The sequence below is a fragment of the Polymorphobacter sp. genome, from assembly GCF_051860865.1.
Lineage (GTDB): Bacteria > Pseudomonadota > Alphaproteobacteria > Sphingomonadales > Sphingomonadaceae > Sandarakinorhabdus.
In genome coordinates this window covers 1-20,230 of the sequence record NZ_JBIMKZ010000058.1, presented here as the reverse complement: position 1 = coordinate 20,230, position 20,230 = coordinate 1, and the positions used below count along the sequence as shown (strand labels likewise).

Sequence of the window (20,230 nt, the reverse complement as noted above, 5' to 3'; positions counted from 1 at the left end):
CGGCGGCTGGGGCCGCAGGCCCCAGACCCCAAGGTGGGGCCGGGTCCGAACCATCGAAGGTCAGCGAAAGCCCGTTCATGGGGTCCGGGGGGCAAGCCCCCGGCCGCCGGAGGCCCCTTCTATATCTCTACCTGCGACCCGAGCTCGACGACGCGATTGGTGGGCAGCTTGAAGAAGTCCATCGCGCTTTCGGCATTGCGCATCATCCAGGCGAACAGCGCTTCGCGCCACAGCGCCATGCCGGGGCGGCTGGAGGCGAGCAGGGTCTGGCGCGACAGGAAGAAGCTGGTTTCCATCATCTTGAGCTGGGGGCCGCAGTTTTCGATGCGTTTGAGGACGCGGGGGATATCGACCTTCTGCATGAAGCCGTAGCGGATGATGATCCGGTAGAAATCCTGGCCGAGTTCGAGCGTGCCGATCCGGTCTTCCTGCGAGACATAGGGCACTTCGTCGATGACGACGGTGAGGATCATGATCCGCTCGTGCAGCACCTTGTTGTGCTTGAGGTTGTGGAGGAGCGCTGGCGGCACGCCGGTGGGCGACGAGGTCATGAACACAGCGGTGCCGGAGACGCGGGTGGCGGCCGAGGCGGCGGACTTGATGAACACCTCGATCGGCATGGCGCTTTCCCGCAGCCGCTCCTGCATCAGCTGGCGGCCGCGGGCCCAGGTGGTGAGGCAGGTGAAGCCGATGAGGCCGATGACCAGCGGGAACCACCCGCCATCGGGCACCTTGGTGAGGTTGGAGGCGAAATAGGTGATGTCGACGACAAGGAAGGCGGCGAGCAGCGGAAGCGCCCACCAGCGCGGCCATTTCCAGATGGTGAGGATGGGCACGGCGACGAGCAGCGTGTCGATCAGCATCGTGCCGGTGACGGCGATGCCATAGGCGGCGGCGAGGTTGGACGAGGAGCGGAAGCCGAGCACGAGCAGGACGACGAGCGTCAGCAGGGTCCAGTTGACGATCGGGATATAGACCTGGCCCTCGGCGGCGGCGCTGGTGTGGGTGATGCGCAGACGGGGCAGGAAGCCGAGCTGGATGGCCTGGCGGGTGACCGAGAAGGTGCCGGAGATCACCGCCTGGCTGGCGATGATGGCGGCCAGCGTGGCGAGCAGGACCAGCGGCAGACGCGCCCATTCCGGCGCCATCAGGAAGAAGGGGTTTTCGGCCGAGCCGGGATTGTCCAGCAGCAGCGCGCCCTGGCCGAGATAGTTGAGCATCAGCGCCGGCAGCACGATCCACATCCAGGAGATGCTGATCGGTCGGCGGCCGAAATGGCCCATGTCGGCATAGAGCGCCTCGGCGCCGGTGACGGCAAGGACGATCGAGCCGAGGGCGAGGAAGGCAAGGCCGGGATCTGAGACGAGGAAGACGCCGGCCCAATAGGGATTGAGGGAGAGCAATATATCCGGACGGTTGATGGCGTTGACGACGCCGAGCACTGCCAGCGTGGCGAAATAGAACATCATGATCGGGCCAAACAGCGCGCCGACCCGCGCCGTGCCGCGGCTCTGGAAGAGGAACAGGCCGATCAGGATGATGATGGCGATCGGCACCACCAAGGGCGACAGGCCGCGCTGGACGACGGTAAGGCCCTCGACGGCCGACATCACGGTCATCGCCGGGGTAATCATGGCGTCGCCGAAGAACAGCGCGGTGGCCATGACGCCGAGCAGCGCCAGGTAGCGCGAGCGGCGGCTGCCCGGGGACAGCCGCGAGATCAGCGCCAGCAGCGCCAGGCTGCCGCCTTCGCCGCGATTGTCGGCACGCATGATGACGGTGACATATTTGACCGTGACGACGAGCATGATCGACCAGAAGATCAGCGAGACGACGCCGTAGATATGCGGCGCGTCGACGGCGATCGGGTGATGGCCGACGAAGGTTTCCTTGAAGGCATAGAGGGGGCTGGTGCCGATATCCCCGAAGACGATGCCGAGCGCGCCGAGCGCCAGGCGCGGCGTGGTCTGCTTGGGATGGGCCGGGGGGACGGCGCCGTCAGGCGCTGGCACCAAGGCCTTGTCAATCGACATGAGGGTCAGTGGTCCCGCTGGGAAGCCGGCGGGCGGTAGCATAGCCGGCGGCGTGCCGCAATGCAGCAGGGCCGGCGGCTCTCATCGCGCGTGGCGGCGGATGAAACCGATGATCGCCAGGCCCGGCGCGAGGCCGAACAGCGAGATCGCCGCATCGAGCGCATAAAGCCCGCGAATCTTGCCCGCCGTGTCGGCCAACGCCCAGAGCGCGATGCTGAGCAGGCTGACCATCGCATAGACGAAGATCAGCAACGAGATCAGCCGGTCCGGCCGGGCGCGGCTGCGGTGTGCCCAGCGCCAGGTAGCGGCGACGGCGGCAAGGAAAATCATTAGATAGGCAAGTTCGGCGGTTGCCATGTGCGGCGCCGGCGCTGGCACCGGGCCGGCGGGGTCGGCGAAGCGCATCGCCCGCCACTGGCCGAGATAAAGCGCCGCCATGACGATCTCGGCAAGCAGCCAGATCTTGATGAGGACGATCGCCGGCTTCATGCCGTCGTTATGCGGATTTGCGCGCCGAGGCGCATCTTTAATTTGGGGATCATCGGGCTGATATCGAGGTTGTTGCCGAAAGGAGAGCATATGCCGGGTTTGATGGGTCGGACAATGATGGCGATGGCGGCGCGCACAGTCGGCCGGTCGCTGGGCGGTGCGTCGGCGGGGCCGATCGGGCTGGCGGTCGGCGTGGCACTGCCGGTGCTGACCCGCAGCCTTGGCCCCGCCGGCATGGTAGCGCTGGCGGTGGGCAGCTGGGCGGTGCGCCGTGCGGTCGTGCGCAACGAGAAGAAGCGCACGGCTGTGCAACCTGTAGTGGTCCCGCCGGTGACGCCGACCCCCGGCCTTTAGGCGGCGATTTCCCGCAGGATTGCATCGACTAGCGGCTGGCCGGGCGGGGTGAGGCGCAGATACGTTGGCGTAGCCTCGATCAATCCGGCTGCGACCAATGCGGCGATCCGCGTCCCATCGGTGGCGGACTCTAGCGGGGTGCCGGTCTGGTGGTGGAACCACTCCCGGTTGATTCCGGCCGCCAGCCTGAGCCCCATTACCAGCGCCTCGGTGGCGCGTTCCGTCGGCGTTAGCGCGGGGTCGGTGGCGATGCCATGGCCCAGCTCTCGGATCTGGGCCAGCCAGGGCTCAGGCTTCTTCAGCCGCTCGCTGGCCCGGCCCAGCCGGCGGCCATGGGCGCCGGGGCCGATCCCGACATAGTCCGAATAGGTCCAATAGGCGATGTTGTGGCGCGATTCGGCGCCGAGGCGGGCATGGTTGCTGGTCTCATAAGCGGCGAAGCCTGCGGCCGCCGTCATCTGGCGGGTCAGCGCGAACAGATTTGCCGAGGTATCGGCATCGGGAAGGATGATCTGCCCCTTGGCGTGCAGCGCGGCGAAGCGCGTGCCGGGCTCGATGGTCAGCTGGTAGAGCGACAGATGGTCGGTGCCGAAGGCCAGTGCCCGGGCCAGCTCGGCCTCCCATAGCGGTTCGGTCATGCCGGGGCGGTCGTAGATCAGGTCGAAGCTGACGCGCGGGAACTGCGCCTGCGCGACATCGAGGGCTGCCAGTCCTTGGGCGAGGTCATGGGGGCGGCCAAGCAATTTCAGCGCCGCGTCATCGAGCGCCTGGACGCCGAGGCTGAGGCGGTTGACGCCGGCGGCGGCGAAACCGGCGAAGCGGGCGGCCTCCACCGACGAGGGATTGGCCTCCAGCGTGATCTCGATGTCCGGATCGGCCGGCCAGTACCGGCAAGCAGCGTCGATCAGCGCCGCCACCGTGGCCGTCGGCATCAGCGACGGGGTGCCGCCGCCGAAAAAGATGCTGGTCAGCCGGTGGCCGGGAAGCAGCGCCGCCTCATGGGCGAGGTCGGCGAGCAGGGCAGCGGTCCAGGCCGCCTCGTCGACGCCCGCGCGGACATGGCTGTTGAAATCGCAATAGGGGCATTTGGTGACGCAGAACGGCCAGTGGACGTAAAGCGCCAGTGGCGGCCTCATGCGCGGTCCGGCAGCAGGGGCAGCAGCAGGCGGAAGGCGCGGGCGCGGTGGTTTTCCGCCTCCTTTTCGGCGCGGGACATTTCGCCGAAGGTCTGGGTGCGGTTGTTCATCAGGAACATCGGGTCATAGCCGAAACCGTTGCTACCGCGTGGCGGCCAGACGATCGCGCCGTCGACCCGGCCCTCCACCGTCTCGACATGGCCATCGGGCCAGGCGAGGCTGAGCGCGCAGATGAAATGGGCGGTGCGCGGCCCGTCGGCGCCGATCATCTCATGGACCCGGGCCATCGCCTCGTCGAAATCCTTGTCCGGGCCGGCCCAGCGGGCGGAGTAGATGCCCGGTGCGCCGCCCAGCGCATCGACGCACAGGCCGGAATCGTCGGCGAGCGCCGGCAAGCCCGCGCCGCGCGCCGCCCCCAGCGCCTTCAGCTCGGCATTGGCGATGAAGGTGTCGCCGGTCTCCTCGGGCTCGGGCAGGCCCAGGCTGGCGGCCGAGACGACGCCCAGCCCGTGCGGCGCCACCAGCGCCTGCAGCTCGACGACCTTGCCCGGATTATGGGTGGCAAGGACCAGGTCACCGGGATCGAGACGGCGGCGCATCGGCATGTCCTTCAGCGGCCGGTGGCGATGCGCTGCGCGGCAAACACCTGCGTGCAGCCGATCCGCGCCAGGCGGAGCATGCGCAGCAACGTTTCCTCGTCATAGGGCGCGCCCTCGGCGGTAGCCTGGAGTTCGACCATGCCGCCATCGCCGGTGAGAACGAAGTTCGCATCGGTGTCGGCGGCCGAGTCCTCGTCATAATCGAGATCGAGCACCGGGGTTCCCTTGTAGACACCGCAGCTGATCGCCGCGACCTGCAGCGCCAACGGATCGGCGGCGAAGGGCGTCTTGGCATGGATGCCGTCCAGCGCCAGGCGCAGCGCCACCCAGGCGCCCGAGATGGCCGCGGTGCGGGTGCCGCCATCGGCCTGGATAACATCGCAATCGAGCGTGATCTGGCGCTCGCCGAGCGCGACGAGGTCGGTGACGGCGCGCAGGCTCCGGCCGATCAGCCGCTGGATCTCCTGGGTGCGGCCCGACTGCTTGCCCTTGGCGGCCTCACGGCTGCCGCGCGTATGGGTGGCGCGGGGCAGCATGCCATATTCCGCCGTCACCCAGCCCTTGCCCTGGCCGCGCAGCCACGGCGGCAGCCGCTCCTCGACGCTCGCCGTGACCAGCACATGGGTCTGGCCGAACTTGACGAGGCACGAGCCCTCGGCGTGCGCCGAGAAGCCGGGAATCATCTCGATGACGCGCATCTGGTCGGGGGTGCGGCCGGAGGGGCGCATGGGCATTTCCTTGGAATGAAGAGATGCGGGCAGGTAGCCGCTCGCAGGCCAGTTGTCACGCCCGGCCGCCGGGCCTATCTAAGAGGGACCATGCAGTCCCCCACCGTGGCCGAACTGACCGACCGCGCGCGCGAGGTGTTTCGGCAAATCGTCGACTCCTATCTTCACACCGGCACCCCGGTGGGCTCGCGCACGATCTCGCGACATGGCGGGCTCGGGCTGTCGCCGGCCTCGATCCGCAACGTCATGCAGGACCTTGAGGAGCTGGGGCTGCTCGCCGCGCCGCATACCTCGGCCGGGCGGCTGCCGACCGAGCTGGGGCTGCGGATGTTCGTTGACGGGCTGATGCAGGCCAGCGAGCCTTCCGAAGAGGAGCGCGCTGCCATCGAGAAGGGGTTGATCGCCGGGCTAGACCGCGGCGGCGGGCTCGAGGAAGTGCTCGGCCAGGCTACCGCCGTGCTGTCCGGCCTGTCCCAATGCGCCGGGCTGGTGCTGGTGCCGCGCACCGATCCGGTGATCCGCCAGCTGAGCTTCGTGCTGCTGGCGCCGCGCCGGGCGCTGGCCGTGCTGGTCGGCGCCGACGGCAGCGTCGAGAATCGTGTCGTCACGCTACCCGAGGGCACGCCGCCCGGCGCGCTCGAAGCGGCCGCCAATTACATCAACGCCCGGCTCGCCGGGCTGACGCTATCCGAAGCCGGCACCAGACTCGCCGAGGAAGTAGCCGCCGAGCGCGCCGCGCTCGATGCGATGACTGCCGATGCGGTGAAGGCCGGGCTCGCGGTCTGGTCGGCGGACGGGGCGCAGCGCCCGGTGCTGATCGTCCGTGGCCAGGCCCGGCTGGTCGAGCCCAGTGTCGATCCCGAGCGCATCCGCCAGTTGCTCGGCGACCTCGAGGACAAGGAAGACCTCGTCAAGCTACTCGAACTGGCCAGCGGGGCGGACGCCACCCGCATCTTCATCGGCGCCGAATCGCGGCTGTTTTCGCTGTCCGGCTCCAGCGTCATCGCCGCGCCCTATCGCGGCCAGGGCGGCCGGATGGTCGGCGTGGTCGGGGTTATCGGGCCAACCCGGTTGAACTATGCGCGGGTGATCCCCATGGTGGATTACACCGCCCGAACATTGAGCAGGCTTGTCGCATGAACGATACCGATACCTCCCCCGAACCCGAGGTCGGCGAGGCCGCCGCACCGCCGGAGAACACCGGGCCCAGCCTCGAGGAGCAGCTAGCCGCGCGTGACGCCGAAATCGCCGAGCTGAAAGACCGGCTGCTGCGCGCCGCCGCGGAAACCGAGAACACCCGCCGCCGCCTCGAACGCGACAAGGCCGACACCGCCGCTTATGCAATGACCGGCTTCGCCCGCGACCTGCTCGCCGTCGCCGACAACCTCCGCCGCGCACTCGACGCGCTGCCCACCGCCGGCGTCGAAGGCGTCCAGGCCGGCATAGAGGCCACCGAGCGCGAGCTGATCGCCGTGTTCGGCCGTAACGGCATCACCCGCATCGACGCGCTGGGCCAGAAACTCGACCCCAACAAGCACCAGGCTATGCTCGAAGTGCCGACCGCCGACGCCGAACCCGGCACCGTCGTCGCCGAGCTGCAGGGCGGCTGGACGATCAAGGACCGGCTGCTGCGGCCGGCACTGGTCAGCGTCGCCAAGGCAGCGGAGTAAAGAACCTCCGCCGGATTGGAAGAACCTCCGGCGGCTGGGGCCGCAGGCCCCAGACCCCAAGATTTGCAGTTTCCCATCACGACGACCGATCTCGCCGCATCACGAACCTGATTAATGGGGTCTGGGGCCTGCGGCCCCAGCCGCCGGAGGCTCTATCCCCCTTCTTACACCAGATCGTCGGGGACGAACCACGACGGGCGGCCGAAGCGGCGGACGCGGGCGTAGCGGTAGGGGAGGACGAAGCCCTGGCGGTCTTCGGGGGCCAGGGCGACATTGGCTTCGGCGATTTCGCGCCAGCGGGCGCCAGCGTTTTCGAGGGGCAGGTCTTCGCCGAGCAGTTGCTGCCAGAGGCGCTGGCGGAAGGCCTGGACGGCGTCCGGCTGTTCCCAGAGGACGCCGAGCTCGCTGTCCCAGCTAAAGCTGCGGCCGTTCATGTTGGCGCTGGAGACGAGGGCGGCGCGGTCGTCGGCGATCAGCAGCTTGGCGTGGACGTAGATCATCCCGGCGCCGAAGGCGGTGCCGCGCGTGGCGATGAATTCCCGCTCCTCGGGCTCGAGCGACTTGCGGCGGCCGAGTGCATAGAGGCCGACGCGGGCGCCGAGGCGCTTGCGCAGATAGCCGAGCGCGCGTGACTGCTGCCATTCGCCGTGGCGGTGGGCCGGATTGTTGCCGCCGCCATCGAAGGCCACTTCCTCGGGCGCCTGAGGCAGGACAATGATGATTTGAAGGCTGGAGCTGCGCCGGGCCGCCTGGACGACCCAGCTGGCGGCGCGGCGCGAGCGGAAGAACTGCGCCTCGATATAGAGGACGTCGCGAGCCGAGAGGATCAGCTGGCGGTGGGCGGCCATCAGCTCGCGGACCTCGCGCCTGGGACCGGAGGCGAAGGGCTGGCGATTGCGGCGCGACAGGGTGCGCAGCAGCTGCATCTTCCCCTTCCCCACCGCCGGCGGCGGGGTGAAGGGTTCGGGCATGTCGTCGAGCGGCTCGACGGTGAGTTCGCGCTCAGCGCCGGTCATCCAGAATTTAGTGATCTCGCGGTAACGGGGCAGTGCGTCGTTCCAGAGTCGGCGGAAATGCTCGGCCATGTCGCCGGCGACGGGGCCGTCGACAGCGAGGCTGATATCGTGCCAGCTTTCGTCGGCCGGCTGGTCATAGGCCGGGGTTTCCCAGCGGCGCTCGTTGACATCGATCCCGCCGATGATGCCGCGCCGGGCGTCGGCAACGGCGAACTTGTGGTGGAGCGTTGCCGGCCACAGCCGGGGGGCGCCGCCGCGCCGGTAGCGGGCGGTGCCGCGCAGATCACGCGCATAGCGCCAGAGGCCGGGGCGGACGGACAGTGGATCGTCCTCGTCCAGCCCGGCCAGCCTCGCCAGCGCCTTGCGCATGCCGAGTCCGGCGGGGATGCGCAGCAGCTGGCGCAGCGCCCAGCCGACTTCGCCCGGGTGCTGGACAATCATCATCTCCATCCGCTCGAGCGCATCCTCGGAGAGATGCTCGGCCATTTCGCGGAGCACCTTGAAGGTGCGCCAAGAGGCGCTGTGCAGCTGATCGGCGAAGGCGGGCTCGAAATCGGTGAGCAGCAGGCGGACGATGACGCCGCGCTCCACGGTATGGCGGATCAGCGCCGTCCAGTCATTCAGGCCGAGCGCCAAGGCCTCGTCGCTGCGGGTCTTCGTGGTGGGATCGAAGACGCGGAAGGCGAGGAACAGGGTCGACTCGGCGTCAAGCGCCAGCCGTTCGAGCGCCGGGTACATCTCGCAGGCGAGGATCAGCGGCGCGGCAGCATTGCCGTCTCGCGGGGGGAAGCCTGGCCCGAGCTTGCCGCCGCGCACGCCGCCATCCGGCACCCAGATGCTCATGCCCGCTGCCCTACGCCTTGGTTCAAAGCCGGACCAGCATCTTGCCGGTGTTGGCGCCGGAGAACAGGCCGACAAAGGCCTCGGGCGCCCGGGCGATCCCGTCCACCACCGTTTCCTGCCATTTGATCTCGCCGGCCGAAACCCAGGCCATCATTTCGGCGAGGAACTGCGGGCGCAGCGCGGCGAATTCGACGACGATGAAACCGCGCATGGTCAGGCTCTTGCCGACGACCTGCATGATATTGGACGGGCCGGGGGCGGCCTGATTGTAGCCGGAGATCATCCCGCATTCGACGAGGCGGGCGAACGGCCGGGCGCATTCGATGGCAACTTCCAGATGCTCGCCGCCGACATTGTCGAAATAGACATCGATGCCGCGCGGGGCGGCGGCACGGACGGCGTCGAGCAGGTTGCCGCAGGTCTTGTAGTTGATGGCATGGTGGACGCCGACCGAGCGCAGCCAGTCGCACTTGGCGTCGCTGCCGGCGCTGGCGACGACCGTGCAGCCCTTAAGCCGCGCCACCTGCGCCACCACCGAGCCGACGGCGCCGGCGGCGCCCGAGACGAATACCGTCTCGCCGGCCTTCGGCTTGCCGATCTCAGTCAGCCCGGCCCAGGCGGTCAGGCCAGGCATGCCGAGAACGCCGAGGAAGGCCTGTTCGGGGACGCCGGAGGCGCGCGGAAGCGTCTCCAGCGCCGCGGCCGGGGCAATGAACGCCTCCCGCCAGCCGAGCATAGAAAGGACGAGATCGCCGGGCGCCAGACCTTCGGCCCGGCTTTCGACGAACTCGCCGACGGCGCCGCCCTGCAGCACCTCGCCGAGCTGGAACGGCGGGACATAGCTCGGGCGGTCGACCATCCGGCCGCGCATATAGGGATCGACCGACATCCAGCGGTTGCGAACCAGCACCTCGCCGTCGGCCGGGGCGGAGAGATCGACAGTGACGATATCGAAGTTGCCGTCATCGGGGATGCCGTCGGGGCGCGACGTCAGCCGTATTTCTGTCGATCGCATCATCGTCACGCTCCTTTCGCTCGGCGACTGCCTAGCAGATGTGACGAAGCGGTGCGCAGGAGAAAATGCCTCAGGCGCGGGTTTCGTCGAGCCCGGCGGCAGACGGTGCGGCGTCGGGGGCGGACAGATCGATCCGAGCGCGAATCAGCCGGTCGCTGCCCGAATGGTCGTCGCCGCTGCACAATTGCAGGTTGAGCCGCTCCAGATCGCGGCGCCGATATTCTACCTCGATGGCATCGATGACGGTCTCGGCGGTGCCGAGCATCGCCAGCGCACTGCGGCCGAGGACGATGCCGCTCTCGAATGTCTCGCGGACCGCCACCTCGATGCCCGAGCGGCGCAGCGACAGCCAGTGCAGCCGGTCATGGGCGCGGGCGAGGATCGGCAGGTCCGGGAAGGCGGCGCGGACCGGGGCGAGCATCTCCGGGTCCCAGCTGCCATCGACGGCATAGACCAGCAGCCCGGCCTGATCGATGCCGGCGGCGCGCAGGATGTCGATGCGACGGCCGTCGCCATAATAGACCTTGTTGCCGAAGCTGCCGGCAACCTCGATCAGCGCCGGTGCCCAGTCGATGCCGGTGACCTCGACGCCGCGGGCGCGGAGCATCTGCGAGACGACCTGGCCCATGCGGCCCATGCCGACGACAATGGCCCGGCCCTCGGCATCGAGGCTGTGGCGGGCGGTTTCCGGGCCTTCGGGCGTCGGTTGGTCGGGCGCCGGGGGGGTGAGCCTGGAAGCGACGAGAAACAGCAGAGGGGTGAGCGCCATGGAGATGGTGACGACGGCCGAGAACAATTGCACCGCCTCCGGGGCAATCAGCAGGCCGCGCCGGGCCTCGGCAAACAGCACGAAGCCGAACTCGCCGCCTTGCGACAACAGCAGGCCCATCTGGAAGGATGGCAGCCAGGGCTTGCCGAACAGCCGGGCGAGCAGCGTGATCACCGCCGTCTTGGTGGCCATGACGCCGACGACCAGCGCCAGCACCAAGGGCCATTGGCCGCGCAGCACGGCGAGATCCAGCGTCATGCCGATGGCGATGAAGAACAGGCCGAGCAGCAGGCCGCGAAACGGCTCGATATCGGCCTCCAGCGCGTGGCGGTACGGGCTCTCCGCCAGCATGACGCCGGCGACAAAGGCGCCGAGTGCCATCGACAGGCCGAGCGACGCCATGAGATAGGCGCTGCCGAGCACCGACAGCAGGGCGGCGGCGACGAACGCCTCGCGGGCACCGAGCGTGCCGATGACGCGAAACACCGGCGGCAGCAGATATCGCCCGGCCAGTACCAGCCCGGCCAGCGCGCCGACGGTCATCGCCGCCGTCTGCCAACCGGGCACGGCATTGGGATCGGGGACGCGGCTGAGCGCGGCGACGATGGTCAGCATCGGCACGATCGCCAGATCCTGAAACAGCAGCACGGCGAAGCTGCGCTCGCCGAAGCTGGTGCCGGCGAGGCCGCGCTCCTGCAGCAGCTGCATGACCAGCGCCGTGGAAGACAGGCCGAGCGGCAGGGCGATGACCAGCGCCGCCTGCGGCGAGAAGCTGGTGGCGGCGAGCATCAGCCCGAACAGCGCCAGCCCGCAGAGGATGACTTGGGCGCTGCCAAGGCCGAAAATGTCCCGACGCATCGCCCAGAGCCGCGAGGGTTGCAGCTCCAGGCCGATGACGAACAGCAGCAGGACGATGCCGAACTCGGCGAACTGCAGCACCCGCTCGGGCGCACTGACCAGCCCGAGCACCGAGGGGCCGATGAGGATGCCGGCGGTGAGATAGCCAAGAATGGCGCCGAGGCGGGCGCGAACGAACAGTGGCACCAACACCACGCTGGCGCCGAGATAGACCACCGCTTCGGGCAGGAAGCCGGGCGTTTCAGCCGCTGCCATGCGCGCGCCTCAGGAGCCCGTGTCTGCGGCGTCCTCGGCCGCGGCGATGGCGGCGTCGAAGGCGAGCAGGATGGACGGGTGGCGGGCGCGGTGCGGGCGGGCGGGGGCGAAGACCTCCAGCCCCGGCCATTCTGGCACGTCCAGCCGCTGGCCGGCCAGCCAGTCGGCCAGCTCGGCGCGGGCGCGGACGAGGCCGGCGCGGTCCTCCCCGACGATCCGGCGGCCGACCAGTGTCGCGGCGGCCTGGCCGAGCGCGCAGGCGCGGACCTCCTGGCCATGGGCGGCGATGCGGCCGTCGGCGTCCAGCCGGACATCGGCGGTGACGCGGCTGCCGCAGACCGGCGAGACCTTGACGGCGCTGCCCTGCGGATCCGGCAAGCGCTCGGCGAGCCCGCCATCGGCCGCCAGCCGCAGGATGGTCTGGTTGTACAGCTGTTCGCTCATCGGCAAACCATAGCGCATGACGAGGGTTTGCGCGAGGCGACGATAGGTCCGTCGCGGCGGCGGTTGCAGATCAGAGGCGACGCCAGACGGTGCCGGCGGGGCCGTCCTCCAGCGCGATGCCTTCGGCGAGCAGCGCGTCGCGGATCCGGTCCGATTCCGCCCAATTGCGCGCGACGCGGGCGGCGGTGCGTTCGGCGATGAGAGCATCGATACGAGTGTCGGTATTTTCGCCTGTGTACGGCAGGGCGATGCCCATGAGCGCCAGCCCGGCGGCGGCGGCGGCGGGATCGGCGCGGACATCCGCGGACAGCGCGGCGAGCGCCTGCGGCGTGTTGAGATCATCGGCCAGCGCCGCCAGCAGCGCCGGCGACGGGGCGCTGGGCACGACATCACCAAGCGTGCGGCCCCAGCGGTCCAGCCGGGCCTTGGAATCGGCGAGAAGCTGGGAGCCCCAATCCAGCGGCTGACGGTAGTGAGCGCTGAGCAGCGCCAGACGCAGGACGCCCCCGTGCCAGCCTTCGTCTAGCAGCGCACCGACGCTCACGACATTGCCGAGCGACTTCGACATCTTCTCGTCGCCGGCCATGGTGAGGAATCCGTTGTGCATCCAGATGCGGGCGAGCGCGGCGCCGTCATGGGCGCAGCTGGATTGGGCCAGCTCGTTCTCGTGATGGGGAAATTGCAGATCGAGCCCGCCGCCGTGGATGTCGATGGTTTCGCCGAGGCATTCGGCGATCATCGCCGAGCATTCGATGTGCCAGCCGGGGCGGCCGCGGCCCCAGGGGCTGTCCCAGCCCGGCTGGTCGGGCGACGAGGGCTTCCAGAGAACGAAATCGGCCGGCGCGCGCTTGTAGGGGGCGACCTCGACGCGGCTGACGGCGAGCATCTCGTCCATCGGCCGGCGGGAGAGCTGGCCATAGCCGGCGGCGGTGCCGACATCGAACAGCACATGGCCGGCGGCGGCATAGGCATGGCCCTTGTTGACCAGCGTGGCGATCATCGCCAGCATCGCCGGGATGCTGGTGGTGGCGTGCGGCTCCAGATCGGGACGGCGGACGCCGAGTGCGCCCATGTCGGCGAGATAGAAATCCTCGTAGCGGCGGGTCAGCGTGCCGATGGCAATGCCCTCGGCGATGGCGCGGGCCATGATCTTGTCGTCGATGTCCGTGATGTTGCGGGCATAGAGGACATGGTCCTCGCCATAGGCATGGCCGAGCAGGCGGCGGAGCAGGTCGAAGACCACGGCGGGGCGGGCGTTGCCGATATGGGCGCGGTCATATACGGTGGGGCCGCAGACATACATGGTCACCCGCGCCGGATCGGCGGGGACCAGCGCGTCCCGGGCGCGCGTCAGCGTGTTGTAGAGCCGGATCTCCATGGCTCAGATGGGGGTCGAGGGGGTCTGTTTTTCCTGCTCGTCGAGCAGCTTGTCGAGCGCCGAGCGCTGGCGGCGATCATAGCCCTGGCCGCCGTTCCGCGCCGGGGCGCCGAAGCCGGCATGCGGGTCCTGCGCCTCGGCCATGTCGCTGTCGACGCGGCGCTGCTCGTCGACAAAATCGACGAGTGCGCGCGACAGAATGGCCAGTACCGGCGCGGTGCGGGCCTCCTTGAGCCAGAGCTGCGGACTGGGCTGGGGGCCCATCATCTCGACCGCCATATTGGCGAGCAGGAACAGCAGCACGGCGGCGACGACGCCCTTCGCGAGGCCGAAGCCGAGGCCGAGCAGCCGGTCGATCGGCCCGACCACCGAGGCGCGGGTGGTCTGGGAGACCATGCCGCCGACGATGCGGACCAGCAGGAAGGCGCCGACGAACAGCCCTACCAGCGCCAGCGCCGCGGCGGCCGTCTCGTCGGTCACCATGGTCTGCGCCAGCGCCTTGGCCTCGACATGGAAGAAGCGGACCGCCAGCACGCCGGCCACCCAGGCGCCGAGCGAGACCAGCTCGCCGACGAAGCCGCGCGCCAGCCCCATGATGCCGGTCAGGGCGACCAGGGCCAGCACGACCACGTCAAAGGATGTCAGGGCGTCCATCGGCTCGTCCTAGGCGGCGGTCCCCAAGCGGTCAATCGGAGCGGTCAATCGGACTGGTCAGGCGGCCAGCCGGTCGACGAGCGCGCCGAGCGTGGCCAGCGCCGCCACCTTCATGGCGCCGCCGCGGGTACCGGCAGGGACGAAGGCGCCGGCAAAGCCAAGCTTGGCGGCTTCCTTCAGCCGCAGCGCGGCCAGCCCGGCGGCGCGCAGTTCGCCGGACAGCGCCACCTCGCCGAATGCCACCCAGCCATGCGGCACCGGCTTGTCGGTGAGCGCCGAGACCAGCGCGGCGGCGACGGCGAGATCGGCGGCCGGGTCCTGCACCCGGAAGCCGCCGGCGACGTTCAGATAGACCTCGTGATTGGCGAAGCTCATGCCGCAGCGGGCCTCCAGCACCGCCAGCAGCATCGACAGCCGCGACGAATCCCAGCCGACGACGGCGCGGCGCGGGGTGGCACCCGAGGGCAGCCGGACGACCAGCGCCTGGATTTCGCACAGCACCGGGCGGGTGCCCTCCAGCGCTGGAAAGACCACGGCGCCGGACACCGACTGACCGTCCTCGCGCGCGGTGAGGAACAGGCTGGAGGGATTGGCGACCTCCTCCAGCCCGCTGGCTCCCATGGCGAAGACGCCGATCTCGTCGGTGCCGCCGAAGCGATTCTTGACGGCGCGCAGCACCCGGTACTGGTGGCTGCGCTCGCCTTCGAAATAGAGCACGGTGTCGACCATGTGCTCGAGCACGCGCGGGCCAGCGAGTTGGCCGTCCTTGGTGACATGGCCGACGAGGATCAGCGCGCAGCCCGAGGCCTTGGCATAGCGGATCAGCTCCTGGGCGCTGGCACGAACCTGGCTGACAGTGCCGGGCGCGCCCTCCAACGTGTCCGAATGCATGGTCTGGATCGAATCGATGACCAGCAGCGCCGGCGGCGGGCCGGCAGCCATGGTGGTGAGGATATCGCGGACGCTGGTAGCCGCCGCCAGTGCGACATCGGCGCGGGCGAGGCCGAGGCGGCGGGCGCGCAGTCGCACCTGGTCGGCGGCCTCCTCCCCCGAGACATAGGCGACCTTGTGACCGGCCGCCGCCATCCGGCCGGCGGCCTGGAGCAGCAGCGTCGACTTGCCGATGCCGGGATCGCCGCCGATCAGCACGACCGAGCCCGGCACCAGCCCGGCCTTGACGTCCGGCCCCTCACCGATGCCGCCGAGCGCGCGATCCAGCTCGGCGATACCGGTAGACAGTCGGTCCGGCAGCGCCACTTCGTCGGCGAGGCTGGTCATCGCAATGGTGCGGCCGCCGCCCGCCAGCGAATGCTTGGCGGCAAATGCCGTCACCACAGCGGTGGCTTCGGCCTGGATGGTGTTCCAGGCGCCGCAATCGGCGCACTGGCCCTGCCAGCGCGGCGCCACCGCCCCGCAAGCCTGGCAGACATATCGGGTCGCGGCCTTCGCCATGGTTGCTCCGTGAACAGAGAGCGAACATTAGCAGGGCCGAATTGGCGGCGCAAGGCGCTGGCTATGCAGCAGCGGCTATCCTTGCCACTATGGCCCATGGGGTGTTGGCCTTCGATGATCGGGCGCGGCGATGCGTGAAAAGGAGCTGCGGCTGGCGCTGGTCTGCTGCGGCGGAGTCAGCCTTGCGGTCTACATGCATGGCATCACAAAGGAGATCTGGAAGCTCTGCCGCGCCTCGATGCGCCGGCACCATCCGGACCCCGAGACGCTACCGCCAGCCGACGACAGCGAGATCGTCTACAAGGCGCTGCTCGATGCGCTGGCGCCGGCGCTCGACCTGACGGTGAGTACCGATATCATCGCCGGGGCCTCGGCCGGGGGCATCAACGGCATTCTGCTCGGCCAGGCGATTGCCACCGGACAGAGCATGGAACCTCTGCGGACAATGTGGCTGGAGACCGCCGACAGCGATCGAATGCTGGACCCAGTCGCCGCCTCGCGGCCGCTCTCGAAACTGTGGGCGATGCCGTTAATCGCCTGGACCAACCGGCGTGGGCTGGGGCTGGAGGAGATGGAGGAGCCCGCCGACCGCGCCGAGGCGGCTGCCAAGCTCTCCCGGCTGATGCGTTCGCGCTGGTTCCAGCCGCCGTTCTCCGGGCTGACCTTCTCCGGCTTGATCCATGACGCGCTGGTAGCGATGGCCGACACCGAGGCAACGCCGCCGCTCGTCGGCCCGCAGCAGCCGCTCGACCTTTTCGTGACCGTGACCGATTATCATGGCGCCGGGGTTCGGCTGGTGCTGCACTCGCCGGCCGAGATCACCGAGACGGAGCATCGGCTGGTGCTCGGCTTTCAGAGCAGCGGTGCCGACGCCACCGGGCAGCGTCGGCTGGCCGATCCGGTGGAGCTGGTGTTCGCGGCGCGGGCGACGGCGAGCTTTCCCGGTGCGTTTCCGCCGTTCCGCGTCGACGAACTGGACGCGCTGGTGGCGGCGCGCGGGCTCGACTGGCCGGGGCGCGCCGGCTTCCTCGCCCGCCAGTTCCCGCGCCATGGCGATCCGGCGCAGGTGACGCTGATCGATGGCTCTGTGATCAACGGCAGGCCGTTCGGCCCGGCGATCGAGGCGCTGGCCCATCACCGCGCCCACCGCGAGGTCGACCGGCGCTTTGTCTATGTCGACCCCCGCCCCGGCATGCATATCGGCCCCGCCGCCGGCAACCGGCTGCCGGGCTTCTTCTCGACGATCCTGCGCAGCCTTGCCGACATTCCGCGACAGCAGCCGATCAACGACAGTCTCTCTACAATCGAGGCGCTGTCGGCGCGGGTGCGGCGACTGCGCCATATTACCGAGGGGATGGCGGGCGATGTCGATGCGGCGATCGAGGCGGCGGTGGGCAGGCGATTCCTGCTGTTCGGGCTTTCCGCCGAGCGGCTGGCGGACCTCCGCGCAAAGGGGCAGGCAGCGGCGGCTGTGCGCGCCGGGTTCACCTATGCAGCCTATGGGCAGCTGAAGCTGGCGCGGCTGACCGAATGGCTGGCCGAAAGCCTGTCGGCGCTGGGCGCCGGGCCCATCGATGCGGTGCGCCGAGCGCTGGAGGCGGGCCTTGTTGCAAAGGGGCTCGACCATGTCTCGCTGGCGGCGGCGCAGGGCGGCGGGGACTCGGACTGGGTGACCTTCCTGCGGCGCTTCGACCTGGATTTTCGCATCCGGCGGCTGCGCTTCTGCGTGCGGCGGATCAACAGCCTGAGCAATGATTCCGCCAATGATGGCGCGAGGGCCGTGCTGGAGACGGTGAAGGCGGGCTTCTACGAGGCGCTGGAGACTCATGTCGGGCGGCGCCACCCGGCATTCCTGGCCGCCCATGCCGGGCTGACCGCCGCGGCGCCGCTGACCATCGCGACGCCCGAGGCCAGTCTCGACGCCTTGGACGAGGCGCTGGACCTGCGGGCGCTCGACGGCGAGACCGACCAGCGGCTGGCGGCACTTTTCACGCTGCCGATGCCGCGGCCGCTGCGCCGCCATCTGCTGAACGCCTATCTGGGCTTCCCCTTCTATGACATCGTCACGCTGGCACTGATCAGCGGCGATGGCTCGGATGAATTCGACGAGATCAAGGTCGACCGTATCGCGCCCGACGATGCGCGCAGCCTGGCCGCGCACGGGGGCACGCGGCTGAAAGGCGCCAGGCTGAGCGCGTTCGGCGCTTTCTTCAGCCGCGGTTACCGCGAGCATGATTACCTTTGGGGACGGCTCCATGCCGCCGAGCGGCTGATCGACATTGTCGCCTCGGCGGCGCCAGCGGACGCCGGGCTGTCGTCCGAGCGGCTGACGGCGCTAAAGCGCGAGGCGTTTTCGGCGATCATCCAGGCCGAACGGCCGGCGCTGGCGGCGGTGCCCGATCTACTCGCGGTGCTGGCTGCCGAGCTAGGGCTGCCGGACGAGAACGAGGGCTAGGCGATTCGCGTGGGGGTCAGGCCTCGGCCCGGGCAACGGGGCGCCGGAGCTGGCGCAGGAAGCGCGCGATGATCGCCAGCCCGATTACCGTCGGCACCGCCCAGATGACAGGATTGAAGGCATGCTCGGGGAACATGTCGACAAGCCCGACCGACAGGAAGGCCGTGTAGGCGGCGATTCCGCAGGCGACCATCGCCTTCAGATGCTCTGGGATATAGTCCTGCCGGCCGACATCGACGCGAAACATGTAATGGAGGTAGGTGGTGCTGGTGCCGAAGCCGACCAGCGCGATGCCGACCATCAATGGCTGGCCGAGCCAGAGGCCATGGACCAGGCAATTGAGCCCGGCGACGAGCACGGCGACCTGCAGCGCCACCATCGTCCAGTGGCGGTTGTTGGCATGGGCGTTCTTGTTGGCGACCATCTGCAGGCCGTAGCGGGTCATGCTGATTGCCAGCAGGCCGAGATAGATCATCATCCATCCGAATAGCCCGCGATAGAGTGGCTCGTCGGTGAGCTGCGGGTGCATCGCCAGCGGCCAGATCACCGACAGCGTGCCCATGGCCAGCGCCTGCACGCTGGCGATATAGATGGCCAGCGAGAATATCCGGCCCCAGCGCCGGTGCGCGGCCGCGCCCTTCCGGGCCGCCACCGCGCCCCAGAAGGCGATGAGCGCTACCAGCCCGGCGCCGACGTGAACGGCAAGAAACAGATTGAAGGCCCCAGGCATCTTGCGCGATGGTAATGGGCTGTGGCCGCCCCCCGCAAGAGGGCGTGAAGATGGGTTCCTGCGCATGCTGCCTTGCAACAGGCCGCACCCCGTGCTAGCCGCCCCCCCATCTTCGAAGGGCACTCGCCCTTGCGAACCCTCAACCCTAAGCAGCCGGAACCCGGACCCTTGGACCCTTCAACTGGCACCGCCCGCGCGAACATCGCCCAGGGCCTGTCCGGCCGCTATGCGACCGCCTTGTTCGATCTCGCCATCGAGCAGAACAGCCTCGATACCGTGCTCGCCAGCCTCGAATCGCTCGACAATGGCCTGGCCTCGTCTGACGATCTGAAGGCGCTGACCAGCAGCCCGATGGTCAGCCGCAGCCAGGCCGCCGCCGGGATCAAGGGAATCGCCGGCGCCATGGCGCTCGACCCGCTGACCAGCAATTTCCTCGGCGTGCTCGCCGCCAACCGCCGTCTCGGCTCGCTGCCGGCGATCATCCGCGACGTGCGGGCGCTGGCCGCCGCCCGGCGCGGCGAGATCACGGCGCGCGTTACCAGCGCGCATCCCCTGTCGAAGGCGCAGCAGACGGCGCTCGCCAGCAAGCTGAAGTCCGGCCTTGGCCGCGATGTCAGCCTCGATCTCACCCAAGATCCCGCCATCCTCGGCGGCCTGATCGTCCGCATCGGCTCGCGGATGATCGATTCCTCACTCAAGACACGGCTCGACCAGCTCGGCCAGGCACTGAAGGGCTAAACCATGGACATCAACGCCGCAGAAATTTCGCGCGTCATCAAGGACCAGATCGCCAACTTCGGCGCCGAGGCGCAGGTCTCGGAAGTCGGCCAGGTGCTGTCGGTCGGTGACGGTATCGCCCGTGTCCATGGCCTCGACAACGTCCAGGCGGGCGAGATGGTCGAGTTTCCCGGCGGCATCAAGGGCATGGCGCTGAACCTCGAGGCGGACAATGTCGGCATCGTCATCTTCGGCTCCGACTCGAACATCCGCGAAGGCGACACCGTGCGCCGCACCGGCACCATCGTCGACGTGCCCGTCGGCCGTGGCCTGCTCGGCCGCGTCGTCGATGGCCTCGGCAACCCGATCGACGGCAAGGGCCCGCTGACCGATGTGACGCGCTCGCGCGTCGAAGTGAAGGCGCCGGGCATCATTCCGCGCAAGTCGGTCAACGAGCCGATGCAGACCGGGCTGAAGGCGCTCGACGCGCTGGTGCCGGTCGGCCGTGGCCAGCGCGAGCTGATCATCGGCGATCGCCAGACCGGCAAGACCGCCGTGGTGCTCGATACCTTCATCAACCAGAAGGCGAGCAACGCCGGGGACGACGAATCGAAGAAACTTTATTGCATCTATGT

19 protein-coding genes are annotated in these 20,230 nt (G+C 69.1%); 6 read left to right on the top strand and 13 right to left on the bottom strand.

Going from position 1 to position 20,230, the window contains the following annotated elements:
- Positions 1-119: 119 nt before the first annotated feature.
- A complete protein-coding gene (locus ACTIFJ_RS11200) occupies positions 120-2,033 on the bottom strand; it encodes a potassium transporter Kup (protein ID WP_439534194.1) in 1,914 nt (637 codons plus the stop codon).
- Between the two features lie 81 nt (positions 2,034-2,114).
- Positions 2,115-2,522 carry a hypothetical protein gene (locus ACTIFJ_RS11195; RefSeq protein ID WP_439534193.1) on the bottom strand — a complete coding sequence of 136 codons (408 nt, stop codon included), beginning with the start codon at positions 2,520-2,522 and terminating at the stop codon, positions 2,115-2,117.
- 90 nt (positions 2,523-2,612) lie between these two features.
- Here ACTIFJ_RS11195 and ACTIFJ_RS11190 point away from each other — a divergent pair, with 90 nt between their 5' ends.
- Positions 2,613-2,876: a hypothetical protein gene (locus tag ACTIFJ_RS11190; RefSeq protein WP_439534192.1), complete on the top strand. Its 264-nt coding sequence runs from the start codon at positions 2,613-2,615 to the stop codon at positions 2,874-2,876.
- Here the strand turns inward: ACTIFJ_RS11190 and hemW are convergent.
- The 3 genes from hemW to rph are packed head-to-tail and all read right to left on the bottom strand — an operon-like array spanning position 2,873 to position 5,339.
- A complete protein-coding gene (hemW, locus tag ACTIFJ_RS11185; protein WP_439534191.1) occupies positions 2,873-4,012 on the bottom strand; it encodes a radical SAM family heme chaperone HemW in 1,140 nt (379 codons plus the stop codon). The two genes, ACTIFJ_RS11190 and hemW, sit on opposite strands and share 4 nt — an antisense overlap.
- Positions 4,009-4,617: an RdgB/HAM1 family non-canonical purine NTP pyrophosphatase gene (gene rdgB / locus ACTIFJ_RS11180; RefSeq protein WP_439534190.1), complete on the bottom strand. Its 609-nt coding sequence runs from the start codon at positions 4,615-4,617 to the stop codon at positions 4,009-4,011. The genes hemW and rdgB overlap by 4 nt, the downstream gene beginning before the upstream one ends.
- A 5-nt stretch (positions 4,618-4,622) precedes the next feature.
- Positions 4,623-5,339, bottom strand: a complete 717-nt coding sequence (gene rph / locus ACTIFJ_RS11175; protein WP_439534189.1) for a ribonuclease PH — start codon at positions 5,337-5,339, stop codon at positions 4,623-4,625.
- 90 nt (positions 5,340-5,429) lie between these two features.
- On the opposite strand from rph, the gene hrcA reads away from it, so the two are divergent.
- Both hrcA and grpE read left to right on the top strand, forming a co-directional pair.
- Positions 5,430-6,479, top strand: a complete 1,050-nt coding sequence (hrcA, locus tag ACTIFJ_RS11170; protein ID WP_439534188.1) for a heat-inducible transcriptional repressor HrcA — start codon at positions 5,430-5,432, stop codon at positions 6,477-6,479.
- On the top strand, positions 6,476-7,009 hold the full coding sequence (gene grpE, locus ACTIFJ_RS11165) for a nucleotide exchange factor GrpE (protein WP_439534187.1): 534 nt from the start codon (positions 6,476-6,478) through the stop codon (positions 7,007-7,009). Before hrcA ends, grpE begins: the two co-directional genes overlap by 4 nt.
- A gap of 164 nt (positions 7,010-7,173) precedes the next feature.
- Here grpE and ACTIFJ_RS11160 read toward each other — a convergent pair whose 3' ends face one another.
- From ACTIFJ_RS11160 to radA, 7 genes are all read right to left on the bottom strand, one after another.
- Positions 7,174-8,868, bottom strand: coding sequence for a phospholipase D family protein (locus ACTIFJ_RS11160; RefSeq protein WP_439534186.1), 1,695 nt, complete (start codon positions 8,866-8,868; stop codon positions 7,174-7,176).
- A 22-nt stretch (positions 8,869-8,890) separates the two neighbouring features.
- The gene (locus ACTIFJ_RS11155; RefSeq protein WP_439534185.1) at positions 8,891-9,886 is read right to left on the bottom strand and encodes an NADP-dependent oxidoreductase; all 996 of its coding nucleotides are present in this window, start codon (positions 9,884-9,886) and stop codon (positions 8,891-8,893) included.
- Between the two features lie 67 nt (positions 9,887-9,953).
- Positions 9,954-11,765 carry a monovalent cation:proton antiporter-2 (CPA2) family protein gene (locus tag ACTIFJ_RS11150; protein WP_439534184.1) on the bottom strand — a complete coding sequence of 604 codons (1,812 nt, stop codon included), beginning with the start codon at positions 11,763-11,765 and terminating at the stop codon, positions 9,954-9,956.
- A gap of 9 nt (positions 11,766-11,774) precedes the next feature.
- Positions 11,775-12,209, bottom strand: a complete 435-nt coding sequence (locus tag ACTIFJ_RS11145) for an iron-sulfur cluster assembly scaffold protein (protein WP_439534183.1) — start codon at positions 12,207-12,209, stop codon at positions 11,775-11,777.
- Between the two features lie 70 nt (positions 12,210-12,279).
- The gene (cysS, locus tag ACTIFJ_RS11140) at positions 12,280-13,587 is read right to left on the bottom strand and encodes a cysteine--tRNA ligase (protein ID WP_439534182.1); all 1,308 of its coding nucleotides are present in this window, start codon (positions 13,585-13,587) and stop codon (positions 12,280-12,282) included.
- Positions 13,588-13,590: 3 nt separating this feature from the next.
- Positions 13,591-14,241 (bottom strand): CvpA family protein, encoded by a 651-nt coding sequence (locus ACTIFJ_RS11135; protein ID WP_439534181.1) that lies wholly within the window; start codon positions 14,239-14,241, stop codon positions 13,591-13,593.
- A gap of 57 nt (positions 14,242-14,298) precedes the next feature.
- Positions 14,299-15,693, bottom strand: coding sequence for a DNA repair protein RadA (gene radA, locus ACTIFJ_RS11130; protein WP_439534180.1), 1,395 nt, complete (start codon positions 15,691-15,693; stop codon positions 14,299-14,301).
- A gap of 130 nt (positions 15,694-15,823) precedes the next feature.
- Here radA and ACTIFJ_RS11125 point away from each other — a divergent pair, with 130 nt between their 5' ends.
- Positions 15,824-18,148, top strand: a complete 2,325-nt coding sequence (locus tag ACTIFJ_RS11125; RefSeq protein ID WP_439534179.1) for a patatin-like protein — start codon at positions 15,824-15,826, stop codon at positions 18,146-18,148.
- 16 nt (positions 18,149-18,164) lie between these two features.
- Here the strand turns inward: ACTIFJ_RS11125 and ACTIFJ_RS11120 are convergent, their stop codons facing one another.
- Entirely contained in the window at positions 18,165-18,878 is a 714-nt protein-coding gene (locus ACTIFJ_RS11120; RefSeq protein ID WP_439534178.1) for a hypothetical protein, read from the bottom strand.
- Between the two features lie 168 nt (positions 18,879-19,046).
- Here ACTIFJ_RS11120 and ACTIFJ_RS11115 point away from each other — a divergent pair, with 168 nt between their 5' ends.
- On the top strand, positions 19,047-19,616 hold the full coding sequence (locus tag ACTIFJ_RS11115; RefSeq protein WP_439534177.1) for a F0F1 ATP synthase subunit delta: 570 nt from the start codon (positions 19,047-19,049) through the stop codon (positions 19,614-19,616).
- A 3-nt stretch (positions 19,617-19,619) separates the two neighbouring features.
- The coding region (locus ACTIFJ_RS11110) for an HAS-barrel domain-containing protein (RefSeq protein ID WP_439534176.1) at positions 19,620-20,230 on the top strand (611 nt) is incomplete at its 3' end.